This window comes from Sphingomonas sp. FUKUSWIS1 (assembly GCF_000733135.1).
In the GTDB taxonomy this organism is placed as follows: Bacteria; Pseudomonadota; Alphaproteobacteria; order Sphingomonadales; family Sphingomonadaceae; genus Sphingomonas; species Sphingomonas aerolata.
This window is the reverse complement of record NZ_JPJC01000250.1, coordinates 1-16,208: the sequence shown is the minus strand read 5'-3', so window position 1 is coordinate 16,208 and position 16,208 is coordinate 1. Positions and strand designations below refer to the sequence as shown.

Genomic DNA, 16,208 nt, shown 5'->3' with positions numbered 1-16,208 from the left:
TGTCGTAGGGGTGGGAGAGGGCGCCTGCCCTCAGAGGCCGATCCGCACGCCCATCCGGAACACGCGCCCGAGCACGTCGTAGAGCGCGCGGTTCGTCTGCGGATAGGCGGGGGTGTTGTTGCCGGTCGGCCCGTTGGCGACGAGCACCGGATCGCTGTTCAGCACGTTGCGGATCGACAGGAAGAGCTGTGCCTTCGCGCCGCCGGTCTCGAACGCGTAGCTTGCGTTGACGTCGTAGAAGAACTGGCCGTCGATCCGGTTCATGTTGACCGTGCGGTAATCGGCGGTCGAGAGCGGGCAGTCGGTGGAGCAGACGACGTAGTTGTTGTTGTAGACCCCGCCGCTGACGCCGCGGGCGATGCCCTGGACGCTGAACCCGGAATCGAGATCATAGCCGGCGGTAAAACGATAGGTCCAGTCGGGCAGGCCACCGGTATTCTGGCCGGCCAGATCGGTGGTCGCGGTCACGCCGTTATTGCTGGTCATCTCGAACGCGTAGCTGGCCAGCGCGCGCAGCGTCATCGTGCCGGGACCGACCTGCCGACGATAGCTCGACTCGATATCGAAGCCGCGCGTCTTCACGCTGACGAAGTTGGTCGGCTTCACCTCGATGCTCGTCACCGGCAGCCCCAGAGCGGTCGCGCCGCGCCCCCCGGTCGTGGAGATGAACGAGCACGCATCGGCAATGCCCTGCTGATAGCATTGGTCGACGATCGTCTGCGCGAGCAGCGAGTCGATCGCCCCGTCGAGCTTGATGTCGTAATAATCCACCGAGGCGGCAAAGCCCGGCAGGAAGGTCGGCGTCAGCACCACGCCTGCGCCATAGGTCTTGGCGATTTCGGGGCGCAGGTCCGGATTGCCGACGGTGGATTCGTTGAACTGGTTGGCCGCGATGCTGCCGTTGACCTGCGGCACGTTGACGGTGTTGGTGCGACCCGTGCCGGGCGCGAACAGCTCGCTGAGATTGGGCGCACGGATATCGCGCGAGATCGTGCCGCGCAGCTTGATGTCCGGGATGACCTGCCAGGTCAGGCCGGTCTTCCACGTCTCGACGGTGCCCGAGGTCGAATAGTCGGTGAAGCGGAACGCGCCGTTGAAATCCATGCCCTTGAAGATCGGGACGACCGATTCGAGATAGGCTTCCTTGACGGTGTACCGGCCCTTGGTCGGAAGGTAGTTGCCGTAGATCCAGGTGCCGGTGGTGACGCCGTTGGCGACGTTTGGCTGGTAGAGCTGGTCGACCGATCCGGTGACCGATTCCTTGCGGGACTCCGCGCCGAACGCCACCGAGATCGGGCCTGCCCACAGGTCGACCAGGCTGTTGGTCGAAAAGTTGATCGCCGCGACTTCCTGCTTCAATTCCTGTTTCCGCAGCGGCTGGCGGCCATTGTAGAGGACATAGGCGATCGCTTCGGGCGAGGCGCCGTTGGTGCCGAGCCGGTTGAGCGGCGCGCAGGACGGGTCGTTATTGCCCGCATTCGCATCGACGTTGATCCGGCACACGATTGTGCCGGGAGCGTATCCGCCGCTGTTGCCCGCTACGGCAACGACCGCGTCGGTCGCCGCCGCCATCCGCGAGACATTCCAGGCGTTGGTCAAACGCTCGTTCGTCTTCGTCTTGCCCAGCTGGTAATAGCCGCCCCATTTCCAGTCGATCGTGCCGGTCGAGAAGGCCCCGTCGGCGCCGGCGACGTAGCGGAATACCTGCCGCTCGTTGTCGCTGCCCTGCGGCGGCAGGAAGATGTTGCTGGTGCCGATCTGGATCGAGCTGAGGTTGTTCGCCGCCATCGCCGCGCGCGTCGCATCGGGCAGATAGGCGTTGTCGCGCTGGATCGTCACGCCGGTGGTCGGCGTCTGCTGATAATAGCTCTGGCCGCGATAGTTGCTGTACGAGAACTGGCCGTAGAGTTCGACCAGCGGCGAGACCTCGTAGCTCAGCCGGCCGAACACGCTGCTGCGCTTTTCCTCGGGCTGCAACGTCGCGCTGCTGCGATGGCCGGCGGTGGTGATGTCGGTGTCGCCGCCGACCATCCACTGGCCGCTGGTGGCGCCGAAGTTCAGCTGGTTGACGCTCGCCTTGCCAGTCGCGGGATCAACCGAGCCGAAATAGGTGCCGCGCAACGGGCCGGTGCTGACGAGGCCGCCCGGCGTGAACTGGCCCGTGCCGATCCCCGATGCGATCAGGAATTCATTGACGCAGGGCGTGTTCAGCGACGCGGCGTCGGTGCACCGTGCCGCGGAATAGGCGGGGTTGTTCGCCAGAAAATAGCCGCTGTCGTTCCAGTCGCGGTCGATCGTCTGGATGCCCTTTTGCGAGAAATGCTCGCCCGACACGATCAGATGGCCGCGCCCTTCCGCGAACGCCTTGCCGCCGGTCGCCGTCACCTTGTGGTTCGGCGCGTCGCCATAGGTGGAGACGCCGTGCTCATACTCCATCTTGAAACCGGTATAGTCGCGGTCGAGGATGAAGTTGATGACACCCGACACCGCGTCCGAGCCATAAGCGGACGAGGCGCCGCCGGTCACGACCTCGACCCGCTCGATCAGCGCCTGGGGAAAGGTGTTGACGTCGACCTGGCCGGTGGTGGTCGAGGCGACCGAGCGCTGGCCGTCGAAGAGCACCAGCGTGCGGTTCGCGCCGAGGTTGCGCAGGTTGACCGAGTTGATGCCGGCGGCACCGTTGCTGAGAGAGCCGTTGCTGCTGGCCGAGGTGCCGCTGCCGCGCACGGCGGGCAGCGTATTGACGAAATCGGAGATGTTGGCGGGCGCTTCCGCCTTGAGTTCCTTGGCGGTGATGACGCTGACGGGGGTGGGGGCGCTATAGCCGTCGCGTTCGATCCGCGATCCCGTGACGACGATCGTGTCGTCCCCGGGCACGACGTCGCCGGTGACGGGATCGGTCGCGAGTTCGGGCTTGCCGCCCGGGACGTTCGTCGTCTCCTGATCCGTCGGGGAGGATTTGGCCGGGCCACGTTCGGTCTGGAGCGCCGTATCGGGCGGGCCCGCAACCGTCCGGGCGGACGCAGTCTGCGTGGCGAGACACAGCGCCAGCACGCCCACGCTGACGAGGCTGGCCGATTTCAAACGCTTGGTCGGCCGGGCGCGCATCGAGAAGGCGCCGGCGTCGGCGCCATACAGAACAGTCATGGAGAGCCCCCTTCAGGTGATCGGGTGCCGTCCAGATATCCCCTCGTTTATGTTTTCGCTGGTTCCTGCCTGTTGGACTCGATGGCCGGGTATCCCGGTCCTGTTCCGACCCGGAGACTATCAGATGCCGCCTGCCGCTTCCTCGCAATATGGAGATGAAATCTATGTTACTTTTGCGGAATCGGCGACGTTTTGAGCAATCATTGATGTTTTGCGGCGTGCCGGATATTATTAAGTTGTGATTTCGGCGCGTTGAACGTCACCTTTGATCGTTGACCGCCGCCGGCGCGACCGAGCGCTGCGCGACCTCGCGCATCAGGAAGCTGCTGCGGATCCGGGCGACATGCGGCAGCATCGACAGTTCGCGGCGATAGACACGGTCGTAATCCTCGAACGACCGGACATGGACGATCATGATGAAGTCGACCTCGCCCGACACGAAGCTGCAGAACGACATCGACGGACACAGGATCACCGCGGATTCGAATTCGTTCAGCACATGTTCGGCCTGCGAACTGAGCTCGATCGAGACCATCGCGGTAATGCTGAACCCCAGCTTCGCCATGTCGAGCTTCGCGGTGTAGCCCGCGACGACGCCGTTTTCCTCCAGGATCTTGCGACGCCGAGCGGTCGCGGTGCTCGAGAGATGGATGCGCTCGCCCAGCATCACGTCGGATGCGCGGCCATCGCGGATCAGTTCGCGCAGAAGCCGGTAATCGGTAGGATCGACAAGATTGTTTTCGGTTTCGTGCATCATTTACCCCGATTATTGCCGAATTACGTCACCCAAGCTTCGAAAATGCGCAATATCACCGGATACCGCAACCTGGATCATGCTAGTTTGCTGCATGGCAGCAATTGGGGGACGAGGCGATGCGCGGGATCATCTGGGGTACGACGGTCGGGCTGGTGGCCGCAGCGAGCGGGGGCGGACCCGTTGCAGCGCAGCAGGTCGCGCGGGCGGCGACGCAGGCGGCGCTGCTGCCGGTCAGGGCGTTGCCGGCCGAGGGACGTATCCTCGTCACGCTGCCCGCCGCCGATGCGGACGGAGCGTCGGGACGGTTCCTCTACGCGACCTCGCTCCGGACGGGTATCGGCTCGGCCAATCTGCGGCTCGACCGCGGGATGCTGGGGCCCGAACACATCGTCGCGTTCCGGCGGATCGGCAAGAAGGTCGCGGTGACGTTCGAAAACCACCAGTTTCGCGCGACCGGTGATGCCGGCGTCGCGACGGGCGGGCGCACCAGCTTTCCGACGAGCATCATGGCGATGCTCGACATCGTCGCGACCGAAGCCGATGGCGGCGTGACGGTCGACATCGCCCCGTTCCTGACGCGCGACACGGTGGGGATCGCCGAGTCGCTGAACGCGAGCTGGGCGATGGCCGGCGCGGGCGGCGGATCGGCGGCGGGCAAGGGGTTCCGCCTGGTCGATGCGCTCAGCGTCGCGGATGCCGGCTCGGTCAAGGTCTTCCCCGACAATATCGAGGTCGATGCGCTCCAGACCTATCAGACCGACACGCCGGGCCGCGAGGTGGAGCGGATCGCGGCGGAGCCACGGCAGATCGGCTTCACCGTCCACCACAGCTTCGTCCGGCTGCCTGCGCCCGGCTTCGTCTCGCGCAAGTTCGACATCCGGTCGGCGGCGGGGGGCAATCAATATTACGACTATGGGACGCCGCTGGGCGAGGATGTCGTCCAGCAGTTCGCCAACCGCTTCCGGCTGGAAAAGGTCGATCCGGCCGCCGCCCGCTCCCGCGTCAAGAAGCCGATCATCTTCTACATCGACCGCGCCGCGCCCGAGCCGATCCGCACCGCATTGCTGGAAGGGGTCAATTACTGGGCGACCGCGTTCGACAAGGCCGGGCTGATCGACGCGTTCCGTGCGGAGATCCTGCCCGCCGGCGCCGATCCGCTCGACGTGCGGTACAGCATGGTCAACTGGTCGAACCGGCTGACGCGCGGCTGGTCCTATGGCGGCGGCATCGTCGATCCGCGGACCGGCGAGATCATCAAGGGCAATGTCGTGATCGGCGCGCTGCGCGTGCGGCAGGACATGGCGATCTTCGAGGGGCTGGTCGGCGCCGCGCAGACCAACAGCGGCAGCGGCAATGATCCGGTCAGGGCGTCGCTCGACAGAATCCGCCAGCTCGGCGCGCATGAGGTCGGTCATGCGATCGGCTTCATGCACAATTTCGCGGGCAGCACGCAGGACCGGACGACGGTGATGGATTATCCCGGACCACGCATCAAGCTGACCGATGGCCGGATCGACCTGTCGGACGCCTATGCGAAGGGCGGGGGGGTGTGGGACGACTTCACCGTCGACTGGCTGTATGCCGATGCCGCGCCCGGTACCGATCCGGACGTGGCCGCGCGGGCCAAGGCGCTCGCGATCCAGGCGAAGGGCGTCCGCTTCATCACCGACATCGACGGCCGCGCGTCCGATACGCCGAGCCCCTGGGGCAGCATGTGGGATGACGGCCCCGATCCGGTCGCCTCGCTCAACCACATGATGGCGGTGCGCCGCATCGCGATTGCGCAGTTCGGGCCCGGCGTGTTGCGCAGTGGCGAGGCTCTGTCCGATCTGCGGCGCAAGTTCGTGCCGGTATGGCTGCTGCATCGCTATGATATCGATGCGGTGGGCAAGCTGGTCGGCGGCATCGACTATGCCTATGCGGTCGCGGGCGACAATCATCCGGCCGCCGCGCCGGTTGCCGCCGCCACGCAGGACGCGGCGATCGCCGCCTTGCTGGCGACGCTTTCGCCGGATGTGCTGACCGTGCCCGCGACGCTGGTGATGCCGCTGTCGTCGCCGATGAACGGCCGCAGCGACGTGCAGTTCGATCAGGAGGTGTTCCGCAATGCCGGCGCCGCCGCGTTCGACCCGCTGGTCGCGGCCGATGTCGCCGCGCAGGTGACGCTGGACTCGCTGCTGGCGCCGGCGCGGCTGGCGCGGGTGTACGAACAGCATCGTCGCGACCCGGGAATGCCCGGCGTCGACGCGCTGCTCGACCGGCTGATCGCCGCCACGGTCGCGGCACGGCGCGACGCGGTCGGCCGCCGGATCGCCTATCGCACGATCATGACGCTGGCCGCCACGGCGCGCGACGATGCGACGTCGCCCGACGTCGCGGCGCTGCTTGGCGATCGGCTGCGCGGGATCGCGACGCGACTGGCCAAGGCCGGCAGCGACGAGGATGGCGCCTGGAGCCGCCACGTCGCGCTGCTCCTGACCGACGAGGACCGACTGACGCGCGAACTCGACAAGCGGCGCGCGGTGCCGACCATTCCGCCGGGCATGCCGATCGGGGGCGATACGGGCTGGTTCGACGATTGAGCGATCCGATCACGTCGGATCGAGATGAACGAATGTCGGAAGTCGGGAGGTGGAACGAACGCTTTGGACGACCGCTTGTGGGTCTGGCCGGAAGCATGGGCCGGTACTTCCGCCCCGTAGCTGATGTTCTCAGCTAAGCTCCCCTGGCGGCTCGAACCTCCATTTGGCAGCAAGCATCGCCTGCAAGAGATCGACGTAGCTCCAACCGTCGGCACGGGCGGCGATCGCCGAGAGGCAATCCTGATCTTCGCGGCCCGGGCGGCCCGGCCCCGTCATGTTGGGCTTCATGTTGAGGTCGAACAATTTGAACAGACCATGACGATCGGCGCGGCAATCGATCCGGATCGATTGCCGCGCGTCGACCAGCGCGGCTGCCGAGACGCAACTGTCGATCATCGCCACGATCGCGGGATCGCGCAGCCGCCCGGGGCTGATTGCGATGCTGTTGGCGGTGACCGGAACGTCGCCATTATAAGGGGCTACTCCGCCGCGCTGATCGAAGCGGTACACGGGCGGCAGGGCCCAGTGCGTCGGTGCGCGCGAACCATCCGGGCGCGGGGACGCGGGCGGCATGAGGGTGACGGTCATCTCGTCACCATCGAGAAATTCTTCCACCATCAGCATGTCGCCGAAGGTGGCGGCTGCGATCAACGCAGTCGCGGCATCGCGCAGGGCACCGAGGCTCTCCACCAGGGTTACGCCCTGACTACCACGGCCGCGCACCGGCTTGACGATCATCGGAAAGGACATGCCGCGGGTAGTGCACGCGTCCTCGACATCGGCCAGTGCGCAGACATTCTCCTTCGCCGTGCCGGACAGCAGAAACGATCGTGCTACCGGCAGGCCAGCCTTGGCAAGAAGGTGGTTGGTCTCGAACTTGTCGTCGAACGCCTGCATCGCCGCAGGAAGCTGCCCGACGATGTCGAAGTCGACCATCGCCGTCTCGAGCGGATGTCCTTCGAACAAGACCGTGTTCGCCCACAGGACCGATGCGCCGGCCGCGCCTGCGCTACGGATGCCCTCGGCCGTGTCCGGGAATACCCAGTCGAGTGCCTTTGAAGGGTCTGGCGCGGAGGCGGGTGTGACAACATCCACCCCAGCCGTCCGCAAGGCGAAAGCAATGTCGGCGCCGCCATCTGAATATCCGCCCGGCTTCGCGTCCTTTCGCAGTCCGTCGATCAGCGGTGGTGGAAGCGCTTGGTAGAGAAGGGCGACCGGTGCTGTTTTCATGAATAATCTCCTGCGCACCGCGCATTAGCCCGGAGCGGCGCGCGCGTGAAAGGGGCACCGAATGCGGTCATGCGGCAGTGATACCTCATGCATCGGCTTGACCCTGACCGTCGCGCCATTTGCGCTGGGGTGCCCTGATGGATCGGACCGGCTAACACCCGGCAATCCGCTCGACGATGGTCCTGATCGCATCGCGCTCTAGGGGGGCGCGGTCGATCGAATTGTGGATGCCGATACCCTCGATCAGCGCGTCAAGCGCGCGCGCCGTTAGCGGGTCGAAGAAGCGGCCCAGGGCGCCTCGGCTGCTGTCCATCCAATGTTGCATGACCGCGCTGACCGGTGGGTGCCGGGCCGCGAAGGCGTAGAGTTCGTAGCTCAACAACAACGTGCGCGGTTCCGCCCAGACCTGGTTCGCGATGATGTCGATGACTGCCGTACACGCCTCTGCGCGGTCCGTCGCGGACTCCAGGCGCGCGCGGAACGCCGCAGAGGATTCCGCCGCCAGTTGCAGGAAGGCGGCCGCGAGCAGGTCCTCCAGCGTCGCAAAATAATAGGTGACCGAGCCGAGCGGCACCTGCGCCGCCTCGGCGATGCGGCGATGAGTCGTTGCCGCGGTTCCAAGATCGGCAATGACTCCTAGCGTCGCATCGACGATGCGCTGCCGCCGTGTCGGATCGTTGCGCCGGGACTCTTGGGTCATCGCCTCTTTACCTCGATCTCGGCATGTGTACATATGTACATAATATTGAGGGTGATTGGAAGGCAGCGGCTATGACGGAGGATCGGGTGAGCAGGCGAGCGGTAATCGGTGGTGCCGCAGCGCTTGCGATCGCGGGAAATGCCGGCGTCGCGACCGCGCAGGGCTCGGCAATCTCGGCGCTTGGGCGCCGTGACGGTCGCTGGCTGAATGCGCCCAAGGCCTGGAAGGCCGCACCCGGCGGAGACCTGACGCTCGTCACCGACAAGGGCAGCGATTTCTGGCGCGAGACGCATTACGGCTTCACCCGTGACAGCGGTCATTTCCTCGGCTTCACCGCGCCTGCCGCGTTCACCGCCCAACTGCGCATTCGCGGCCAGTATCAGAAACTCTACGATCAGGCCGGCATCATGGTGCGGGTCGACGAACGGCGCTGGGTCAAGGCGGGGATTGAATTGTCCGACGGGCGCGCCATGATGAGCAGCGTGCTGACCGATGGCAAGTCCGACTGGGCGACCGGCCCCTATGAGCATGACGCGCAGGATTTCTGGATGCGCGCGACGGTCGCCAAGGGCGTCCTGCGGTTACAGGTCTCAGCGGACGGCAAGACGTGGCCTTTGGTCAGACTGGCACCCTTTCCGATCGCCCCCGCCTATCAGGTTGGACCGATGGCCTGCACGCCGGAACGTGCCGGACTGGAAGTGCATTTCTCGGACCTGAGCATTACAGCCCCGTTGGGCAAGGACCTCCACGACCTGAGTTGATCGCGCGCCGCTGGGTGGCTCGACCGCTATAATCGCGCATCGACAGCGATCGTGATCGCGAAAAAGGCCTGCCCGCCTGAACGGTGCGTGACAACCATCGGTGCCGGTGACGCCTCGGTCCTCCCGTGGCCATCGCCGATCCAACAGTCGCGGGCGCAATAGTGAAGTACAGACTTGACCAAAGAGCTCCTGAAATTTAGTGAAGTCAAAGCTTCACTGAGGAGCAAGTCGATGACCATCACACACGATACCTTCGAAATCCGCAAAACCTGCGATGCCGCTCCGCCCGCGATTTTTGGCGCCTTCGCTTTTCAGGACCGCAAGAGCAGGTGGTACGCCGCCAGTCCCGGACACGAGCCGCTCTCCTATAGCTTCGACTTTCGTCCGGGCGGTGAGGAGAAGCTCACCGCCAGGATGCTGCCAGGCACTCCGATCGCGGGAAGGGAGCTGTGCTGGACCTCAACCTATGCTGAGATCGTCGATAACGCGCGGATCGTGTTCTTCCAAACGCTCGACGTCGATCAGGCCCGCGTGTCTGCTGCCGTGGTCACCGTGGAAATTTCGCCGCTCGACGACAAGAGCGAGGTCTTGCTGACGCACCAGGCGGTCTATTTCGAAGGCGCCGACGGCCCGGCAATGCGCCGGATGGGGTGGGACTTCCTGCTCGACACGATGGCTTCGGAACTGCAGCCCGCATGATGCAGCCTGCCGTAGAGTCTGTCCGCTCGTCGAGGGTCGACCTTCTGTTTCATGCGCTCGGTGACGCCAATCGCCGTCGCATGGTGAGTCATCTTGCGGAGCGGCCCGCGAGCGTTTCGGAACTCGCTGCGGTACTGGCGATCAGCAAGACGGCAATAGGCCAGCACCTTGCCGTGCTTGAGGAAGCCAAGCTCGCCCGCTCGACCAAGCTTGGACGGGTGCGCACCTGTCAATTCGATCCTGCCGGGCTCGCGCCGTTGCAGGATTGGATCGACTATCACCGTCAGGAATGGAACGCGCGGCTGAACCGCCTTGATGATTTGATCAGCGGCATCGTTTCCAACGAAGACTGCGCCTGAACGTCGGCTTCTGCATAGAGCTGTCGTTCGGGTTATCACTGCAATCGGCGGGAATGTCCCCAACCAAGCCGCTCGGATCGGGCTTTTGCGATATGAACGAGCGGCCGAAGTTGAGAAGCCGAAACGAGCCCGCGAACGTCCGCAACGGGTCGTCGTGGCCTCTAAGTAGCCCAACAGTTTTCTCCTCCGTCGTCATGCGCTGCCGATCCCTTGGACATCCAAGGGCCAGCCTTCAGCGCATTTGAAACGCTGAGTGTCGACCCTGCCTAGTTGGCCACCACATCCGGCCCGAGCCACGCGGCGCGAAACGCGAGTTGTTGGGCGGTTGGTTTAACCCCTGCGGTTTCGTAGCGGACCACCTCAACGGTGGGGTCGGCGAGGAACGTCAGCGTGGCGCGGCGGTCGAGGCCGCGTTGGCGGTAGGTGATGTCGGCGGTCTGGCCGGGTTTGTAACGGCCAAGCGCCGCTGCCGCGTCAGCATCGCTGGTGATCACCGTCCCGCCTAGGCTGACGATCTGGTCGCCGTTGTCGAGGCCGGCGCGGTAGAGCGGAGTATCGGGGGCGGGCGCGCCGTCGATGCGAACGTCGTTGCCGGTAGTCTTGAGGCGGACGTTGCCGAGCCACGCGGCGGTCGGGTTGGCGGGACGGAGCTTCAGACCCGCCTGGTCGAGCAGGGGGGCATAGTCGGGGAGCGCCTCGGCATCGACCGAGGTCCTGAAGAAGGCGTCCGCGAAGGCGGGATCCTTGGTAACCTCGCCCAGCGCGCGCGACAGGTCGGCGCGGGTATAGGGGCGCTCGGGCTTGCCGAAGGTCTGCCACAGGTGGCGCATAAACGTGTCGAGCGTGATGCCCGGGTAACGCTGGCGCAATGTCAGGTCGAGGGCGAGCGCGAGGCCGGCGCCATAGGTGTAATAAGACACGAAGATGTTGGGGTTCGTCGCGTCGATCGACTTTGCCGCATCGACGAACGGCGCCCGCAGGCTCATTTCCTGCGGACCGCCGTAACGGCGGGCGGTGCCAGTGGTTAGCGCGTTGACGGTAGAGCCGACCCCGCGCAGGTACGCGTCGACCGCGGATTCGCCCGCTCGGCGGATTATCAGCGGCCCGTAATATTGGGTGAACCCTTCCGCAAGCCAGAGCGACGGGGTCGGGTTGGCGCGGGTGAAGTCGAACGGTTCGAGCTCGGCAGGGCGGATGCGCTCGACGTTCCAGCTGTGGAAGAATTCGTGGCTGAGTGTGTCGATCTGCGCAAAATTCGCCGCGGTGAACGAACGCGGCTGCGATATGATCGTCGAGTTGCGATGCTCCATGCCGTCGCCGCTGATCTGCGGCACATAGTCGGCGATGAAGGTGTAGGTGCCGAAGTCGTAGGCGGGGTGTTCGCCCCACATCGCTATGTGCTGCGCGACGACCTTTTTGGCGGTCGCGGCGAAGCGATCGAGGTCGGCGGGCGAGCCGTCGTGATGGACCGCGAGCCGGATCGTGGCGCGCGTCGATCCCTCTCCGACCTGCCATTCGCGCAAATCGAAATTGGACAGCTCGGTTGGGCTGTCCATGAAATATTGGAAGTTGGGCGCGGCAAACGTGTAGGGGTCGCCCGTCGGCTGGAGCTGGGTCGCGACCTTCCACTTGGCGTCGAAGGGCACGAACCGGACGCTGATCGGGCGCGCGTCCTGCCCGACCGCCCACAAAAAGGTCGCGGGCATATTGAGATGCGCGTGGGTTGCGTCGATCTGCGCATATGTGCCGTCTCCGTGATCGCCGAACAGCGTGTAGGTGACGCTTACCGTCCCGTCGTGCCCGGGAATCGTCCAGCCATAGGGGTCGGTCCGCGTCATCGCAAGCGCGCGACCGCGGCCATCCTTGGCGGCGAGCGAATAGACGTTCTTGGCGAATTCGTGGATCGCGTAGCGGCCGGGCGAGGAGCGCGACATCTGGACGCGCAAGGGGGCCGGTCCGAGGTCGCGCCAGGTGACGGTCACCTGTGCCTCATGATGGACCGCGTTGGGGAAAGCGATCTCGTACCGGGTCGCCGCTGGCGCCTTGGTCTGTGCAATCGCGGGGCCGGCGAGCAACGCCAGCGTGGCGGTGCAGGTCGCAAAAATCGTCTTCATGGATGGTCCCCCGAATCGTCTATCGGCACCTAGGATCGATCGACATTCACCTTGTCAATGCTCCCGCCAGCCGAGGAGGAACGGCAGGAAAGACCTAAAGCCGAGATTATCGCGTAGTCGTGTGACGGATATGAACGAGCGTCCGGAGTTGCGAGACGCTGAAAGCCGTCGGAACGGCCGGTCTTGGAGGCGAATCTGATTTTGGAGCAAATTGGAGCAAGAGCCCGAATTTTGGTTGGTTAGATCAAGGCGTTAGGCTGGTTTCTTGAGTATAGTTATGCAGAAACAGATCAGATCCGGCCAAGGCGGCAGGCGTCGGATACACACGCATCGTTAAGCCTGCGCAGTAGCGCAAGCGAACATGGCGCTCTCATTCAAGCCGAGAGCTACGCCATATCACGCCGGTTCTCCCGAGTCCGAACATGGCCACGTGACAGGGCTGCTGCATCGCTCACACCGGCGAGCGTCAACGTGCGCTCGAACTCTTCTGTCAACAACGTCAGAGCGCGATCGACGCCTGCTTCTCCGCCGGCTGCGAGGCCGTACAGATAGGGGCGCCCGATCGAACAGGCGGTTGCCCCGAGCGCCAACGCCTTCGCCACGTCCGAGCCGCGTCGGATGCCGCCGTCGCAGATGACGTCCGGCCCACCGCCAACCGCGTCGCGTACCGCTGCGATCTGGTCGATCGGGGCGGGCGCTCCATCGAGCTGGCGTCCGCCGTGGTTCGATACCATCACGCCGGTCGCGCCCGACGCGATCGAACGTCGCGCGTCCTCGAGTGTCATCACGCCCTTGATCGCGAGCGGCCCGTTCCACTCGCGTGCGAGCCATTCGACGTCGCGCCAACCGACCGACCGATCGAACTGGCCGCCGATATAATCGAACAGGCTCATCGGCCCCGACGCGAGCGCGTCGATCCTGTGGCTCACGTTCGCAAGATCGAACTTGGACCCTGTCAGCGCGGGCAGCGACCATGACGGATGCCGCGCGAAACTCAGTAACGACTTCAGCGTCAGCTTGGGCGGCAGGGACAGTCCGCTACGTCTGTCTCGCTCGCGGTTGCCGGCGACCGGCGTGTCGACGGTCAGCGCCAGCCCGTGAAAGCCTGCATCCCGGCAACGCGCGACGAACTCTGCGGTCAGACCGCGGTCCTTGAAGATATAGATCTGGAAAACCTTCGGTCCGGCAAATGCCTGGGCAAGGTCTTCCAGCCGCGTCGTTCCCATCGTCGACAGACTGTACACTATGCCGTGACGCGCAGCAGCCCTAGCGACGGCCAGTTCGGCATGGCCGTGGAACATCCGGGTGAGCCCCGTCGGCGCCAGCATCAGTGGCCAGCGCGATGGTTGTCCGAACAGCGTCGTGCCGGTCCGGACTGCAGAGACGTCGTTCAGTATGTCCGGCACCAGCTCGTAGTTTGAAAATGCGGTGACGTTTCGGCGCAGCGACACTTCGTCGTCGGCGCCACCGTCGATATAGTCGAAGATCGGTCGTGGCAGCCGTTTGCGTGCCATGAGGCGCAGGTCAGCAACATTGTTCGCCCGGTGAAGCTGCCTCATGGCCGTGCCCGCGTCTTGATCGCAAACAGTTGCGCACCCTGATTCACCATCACTCTCCCACGTCTTGACCCCTCCCCGATGTCCGGGATGGCAAGCACGGCGAGCAGACGTATTCCCGACGCGTCGTCCCCGTGATCCGGATATCAGGAGAGCTGTCGCAGTCTGCGCGCATTCGGGGCAGGCGACGAAACCAATTACTGTGCAAGACCGCTGCATGACTATGCGCACCGAAGGCATTTGGAGCGTACGGCCCTGTTCTAGGGTATCACCGCGAAGCGTCGACTACAGGCAGGGAAACGAGCGCGTGGGGATATATCATCGGATGGTCGGCAGGGTAGCAAGGCTGGTCTGGCGGATCAGCCGGCCGCGCACGATCGGTGTCCGCGCTGTGTTGCTGGATCTGGACGAGAGGGTCGCGTTGGTGCGGCATACCTATGTCGATCAATGGTATCTTCCGGGCGGCGGCGTGAAAAAGGGCGAAAGTATCGCCGCCGCGCTTGTGCGGGAGCTTGCCGAGGAAGTGGCGATTGCCGACCCGGTGATCGAGCGGGTGCTGGGCGTCTATCACAGTCGCCGAGAGAGCAAGGACGACCATATCGTGATCTTTATCGTGCGAACGGCAGCAAGCGGAACCTTGGGTCGTGCTGATCTGCAAGAGATCGAACAGGCTGACTGGTTCCCGGTGGACGACCTTCCTGAGACTACGTCCTCGGCGACCCGACGGCGCATCGCCGAATACCGGCAGGGCGCGACCGGAACGGGGGCCTGGTAATGCGGGCGGCTGCTGGCCCGCCGTACGGCACGATCAAAACAACGATTGGCATAGCCTGAGTTCGAGACGGGCGTCCCGCGGCTGCTACCTTTGCCTCCGACCGCTGCTGCGGATCCGAAGGAGAGAATATCGTGAGCGAACCTATGGTCTCGACCGCCGACGGTATCGTGCAGGGAAACGCTGCGGGCGGTGTTCTGCGGTTCCTCGGCGTGCCTTACGCCGCGGCGCCGGTGGGTGCGAACCGGTTCGCGCCGCCACAACCGGTCACGCCGTGGTCCGGGGTGCGCGACGCGACGGTGGCCGGACCCAACGCGCCGCAGCGGACCAGGGCATTTCCCGGCCTCGATATCGTACCGCTGATCGGCAAAGGCTGGGTGTCGGGCGATGAATATCTGACGGCGAATATCTGGCGCCCCGATGACGACCGGACCGGTTTGCCGGTGATGGTGTTCATCCACGGCGGCGGCTTCGTGATCGGTAGCAAGGATGCGCCCGTGCAGGACGGCGGCACCTTCGCGCGCGACGGCGTGATCTGCGTCGCGATCAACTATCGGATGGGGGTGGACGGCTTCCTGCCGATCCCGGGCGTGCCGACGAACCTTGGCCTGCGCGACATGATCGCGGCGTTGACGTGGGTACAGGACGGCATAACCCAGTTCGGCGGCGATCCGGGCAACGTCACGGTGTTCGGCGAATCCGCCGGCGCGATGGCGATCGCCGACCTGATGGCATCCCCGCTCTCAAGGGGGTTGTTCCGGCGCGCGATCGTTCAGAGCGGCCATGGCGGGATGACGCGCTCGGTGCCGGTGATGCAGCGTCTGGTGAAGAAGCTGGCGAAGATCCTGAAAATCACTCCCGACGTCAGTGGTTTTGGCAGCGTACCGTACGATGCGCTGATCGACGCGGTAGAGGCGGTATCCGCGCCGACCGCACGGATCGATCTGCGCGACGAGGGCGGGCACGAACCGGTGTTCGGAATCAGCCGCTTCGTGCCCGTCCACGGCGACGACGTGCTGCCGCAGCGTCCGCTCGATGCGCTAGCGAACGGTGCGGGCGCGCAAGTCGACCTGCTGATCGGCACCAACGCGGAAGAGATGAACCTGTACCTCGTCCCGACCGGCGTGCGGGACAAGATCGGGCGGTTGCTGGCCACCTATGTCCTCCACAAGTCGCAACCGCATGCCCGCAAGGTATTGAAGGCATATGGTATCGGGGCGAAGGGCAGGAAGTCCGGCCAAGCGCTGACCGACGCGATGAACGACCTCGTCTTTCGCTGGCCCGCACGCAGGTTTGCTGAGGCGCACCAAGGGCGCACGCACATGTACGAGTTCGACTGGCGTTCGCCGATGTTCGGCGGCCAACTCGGTGCGTCGCACGGGATGGAGTTGCCGTTCGTGTTTGACACGCTGGCGACCGCAACCGGCGAGCAGGGCTTGTGCGGACCCAACCCACCGCAAGACCTCGCCAACCGGATTCACGCGCTGTGGATCCGGTTCGCAACGGATGGCAGCCTGCCTTGGGCCGAATT

At 64.9% G+C, this 16,208-nt stretch carries 12 protein-coding genes; 6 read left to right on the top strand and 6 right to left on the bottom strand.

Features of this window, described 5'->3' with window-relative positions; all coding sequences use genetic code 11:
* Positions 1 to 30 precede the first annotated feature (30 nt).
* Together sphsw_RS15775 and sphsw_RS15770 are read right to left on the bottom strand one after the other, a co-directional pair.
* Complete coding sequence (locus sphsw_RS15775) at positions 31 to 3,147, bottom strand: TonB-dependent receptor plug domain-containing protein (RefSeq protein ID WP_235188426.1); 3,117 nt, start codon at positions 3,145 to 3,147, stop codon at positions 31 to 33.
* A gap of 259 nt (positions 3,148 to 3,406) precedes the next feature.
* Positions 3,407 to 3,901: an Lrp/AsnC family transcriptional regulator gene (locus tag sphsw_RS15770; protein WP_031441456.1), complete on the bottom strand. Its 495-nt coding sequence runs from the start codon at positions 3,899 to 3,901 to the stop codon at positions 3,407 to 3,409.
* A gap of 119 nt (positions 3,902 to 4,020) precedes the next feature.
* Here sphsw_RS15770 and sphsw_RS15765 point away from each other — a divergent pair, with 119 nt between their 5' ends.
* A complete protein-coding gene (locus sphsw_RS15765; RefSeq protein WP_052380981.1) occupies positions 4,021 to 6,486 on the top strand; it encodes a zinc-dependent metalloprotease in 2,466 nt (821 codons plus the stop codon).
* A 129-nt stretch (positions 6,487 to 6,615) separates the two neighbouring features.
* Here the strand turns inward: sphsw_RS15765 and sphsw_RS15760 are convergent, their stop codons facing one another.
* The gene (locus sphsw_RS15760) at positions 6,616 to 7,716 is read right to left on the bottom strand and encodes an ATP-binding protein (RefSeq protein ID WP_031441454.1); all 1,101 of its coding nucleotides are present in this window, start codon (positions 7,714 to 7,716) and stop codon (positions 6,616 to 6,618) included.
* A gap of 151 nt (positions 7,717 to 7,867) precedes the next feature.
* Positions 7,868 to 8,449, bottom strand: a complete 582-nt coding sequence (locus sphsw_RS15755; RefSeq protein WP_235188425.1) for a TetR/AcrR family transcriptional regulator — start codon at positions 8,447 to 8,449, stop codon at positions 7,868 to 7,870.
* Between the two features lie 53 nt (positions 8,450 to 8,502).
* Between sphsw_RS15755 and sphsw_RS15750 the strand changes: the two genes are divergently transcribed.
* From sphsw_RS15750 to sphsw_RS15740, 3 genes are all read left to right on the top strand, one after another.
* Positions 8,503 to 9,177, top strand: a complete 675-nt coding sequence (locus sphsw_RS15750) for a DUF1349 domain-containing protein (protein WP_197975291.1) — start codon at positions 8,503 to 8,505, stop codon at positions 9,175 to 9,177.
* Between the two features lie 231 nt (positions 9,178 to 9,408).
* The gene (locus sphsw_RS15745) at positions 9,409 to 9,876 is read left to right on the top strand and encodes an SRPBCC domain-containing protein (protein ID WP_152555530.1); all 468 of its coding nucleotides are present in this window, start codon (positions 9,409 to 9,411) and stop codon (positions 9,874 to 9,876) included.
* The gene (locus sphsw_RS15740; RefSeq protein ID WP_200874055.1) at positions 9,873 to 10,235 is read left to right on the top strand and encodes an ArsR/SmtB family transcription factor; all 363 of its coding nucleotides are present in this window, start codon (positions 9,873 to 9,875) and stop codon (positions 10,233 to 10,235) included. Before sphsw_RS15745 ends, sphsw_RS15740 begins: the two co-directional genes overlap by 4 nt.
* Before the next feature lie 266 nt (positions 10,236 to 10,501).
* Here the strand turns inward: sphsw_RS15740 and sphsw_RS15735 are convergent, their stop codons facing one another.
* Positions 10,502 to 12,349 carry a M61 family metallopeptidase gene (locus tag sphsw_RS15735; RefSeq protein ID WP_031441449.1) on the bottom strand — a complete coding sequence of 616 codons (1,848 nt, stop codon included), beginning with the start codon at positions 12,347 to 12,349 and terminating at the stop codon, positions 10,502 to 10,504.
* A 386-nt stretch (positions 12,350 to 12,735) separates the two neighbouring features.
* The gene (locus sphsw_RS15730) at positions 12,736 to 14,145 is read right to left on the bottom strand and encodes an alpha-hydroxy acid oxidase (protein ID WP_235188424.1); all 1,410 of its coding nucleotides are present in this window, start codon (positions 14,143 to 14,145) and stop codon (positions 12,736 to 12,738) included.
* Between the two features lie 85 nt (positions 14,146 to 14,230).
* Between sphsw_RS15730 and sphsw_RS15725 the strand changes: the two genes are divergently transcribed.
* Both sphsw_RS15725 and sphsw_RS15720 read left to right on the top strand, forming a co-directional pair.
* Entirely contained in the window at positions 14,231 to 14,680 is a 450-nt protein-coding gene (locus sphsw_RS15725) for an NUDIX domain-containing protein (RefSeq protein WP_031441447.1), read from the top strand.
* 131 nt (positions 14,681 to 14,811) lie between these two features.
* Positions 14,812 to 16,208, top strand: a 1,397-nt coding sequence (locus tag sphsw_RS15720; protein WP_042467534.1) for a carboxylesterase/lipase family protein, incomplete at its 3' end; no start/stop codon positions are given.

What these genes read in the sequence shown, in the direction of transcription:
- sphsw_RS15725 (WP_031441447.1), top strand. Translation starts at nt 14,231, where the DNA reads ATGGTCGGCAGGGTAGCAAGGCTGGTCTGGCGGATCAGCCGGCCGCGC.
- sphsw_RS15740 (WP_200874055.1), top strand. Translation starts at nt 9,873, where the DNA reads ATGATGCAGCCTGCCGTAGAGTCTGTCCGCTCGTCGAGGGTCGACCTT.
- sphsw_RS15775 (WP_235188426.1), bottom strand. Translation starts at nt 3,147, where the DNA reads ATGACTGTTCTGTATGGCGCCGACGCCGGCGCCTTCTCGATGCGCGCC.
- sphsw_RS15760 (WP_031441454.1), bottom strand. Translation starts at nt 7,716, where the DNA reads ATGAAAACAGCACCGGTCGCCCTTCTCTACCAAGCGCTTCCACCACCG.
- sphsw_RS15755 (WP_235188425.1), bottom strand. Translation starts at nt 8,449, where the DNA reads ATGTACACATGCCGAGATCGAGGTAAAGAGGCGATGACCCAAGAGTCC.
- sphsw_RS15765 (WP_052380981.1), top strand. Translation starts at nt 4,021, where the DNA reads ATGCGCGGGATCATCTGGGGTACGACGGTCGGGCTGGTGGCCGCAGCG.
- sphsw_RS15770 (WP_031441456.1), bottom strand. Translation starts at nt 3,901, where the DNA reads ATGCACGAAACCGAAAACAATCTTGTCGATCCTACCGATTACCGGCTT.
- sphsw_RS15745 (WP_152555530.1), top strand. Translation starts at nt 9,409, where the DNA reads ATGACCATCACACACGATACCTTCGAAATCCGCAAAACCTGCGATGCC.
- sphsw_RS15730 (WP_235188424.1), bottom strand. Translation starts at nt 14,145, where the DNA reads ATGCCTTCGGTGCGCATAGTCATGCAGCGGTCTTGCACAGTAATTGGT.
- sphsw_RS15735 (WP_031441449.1), bottom strand. Translation starts at nt 12,349, where the DNA reads ATGAAGACGATTTTTGCGACCTGCACCGCCACGCTGGCGTTGCTCGCC.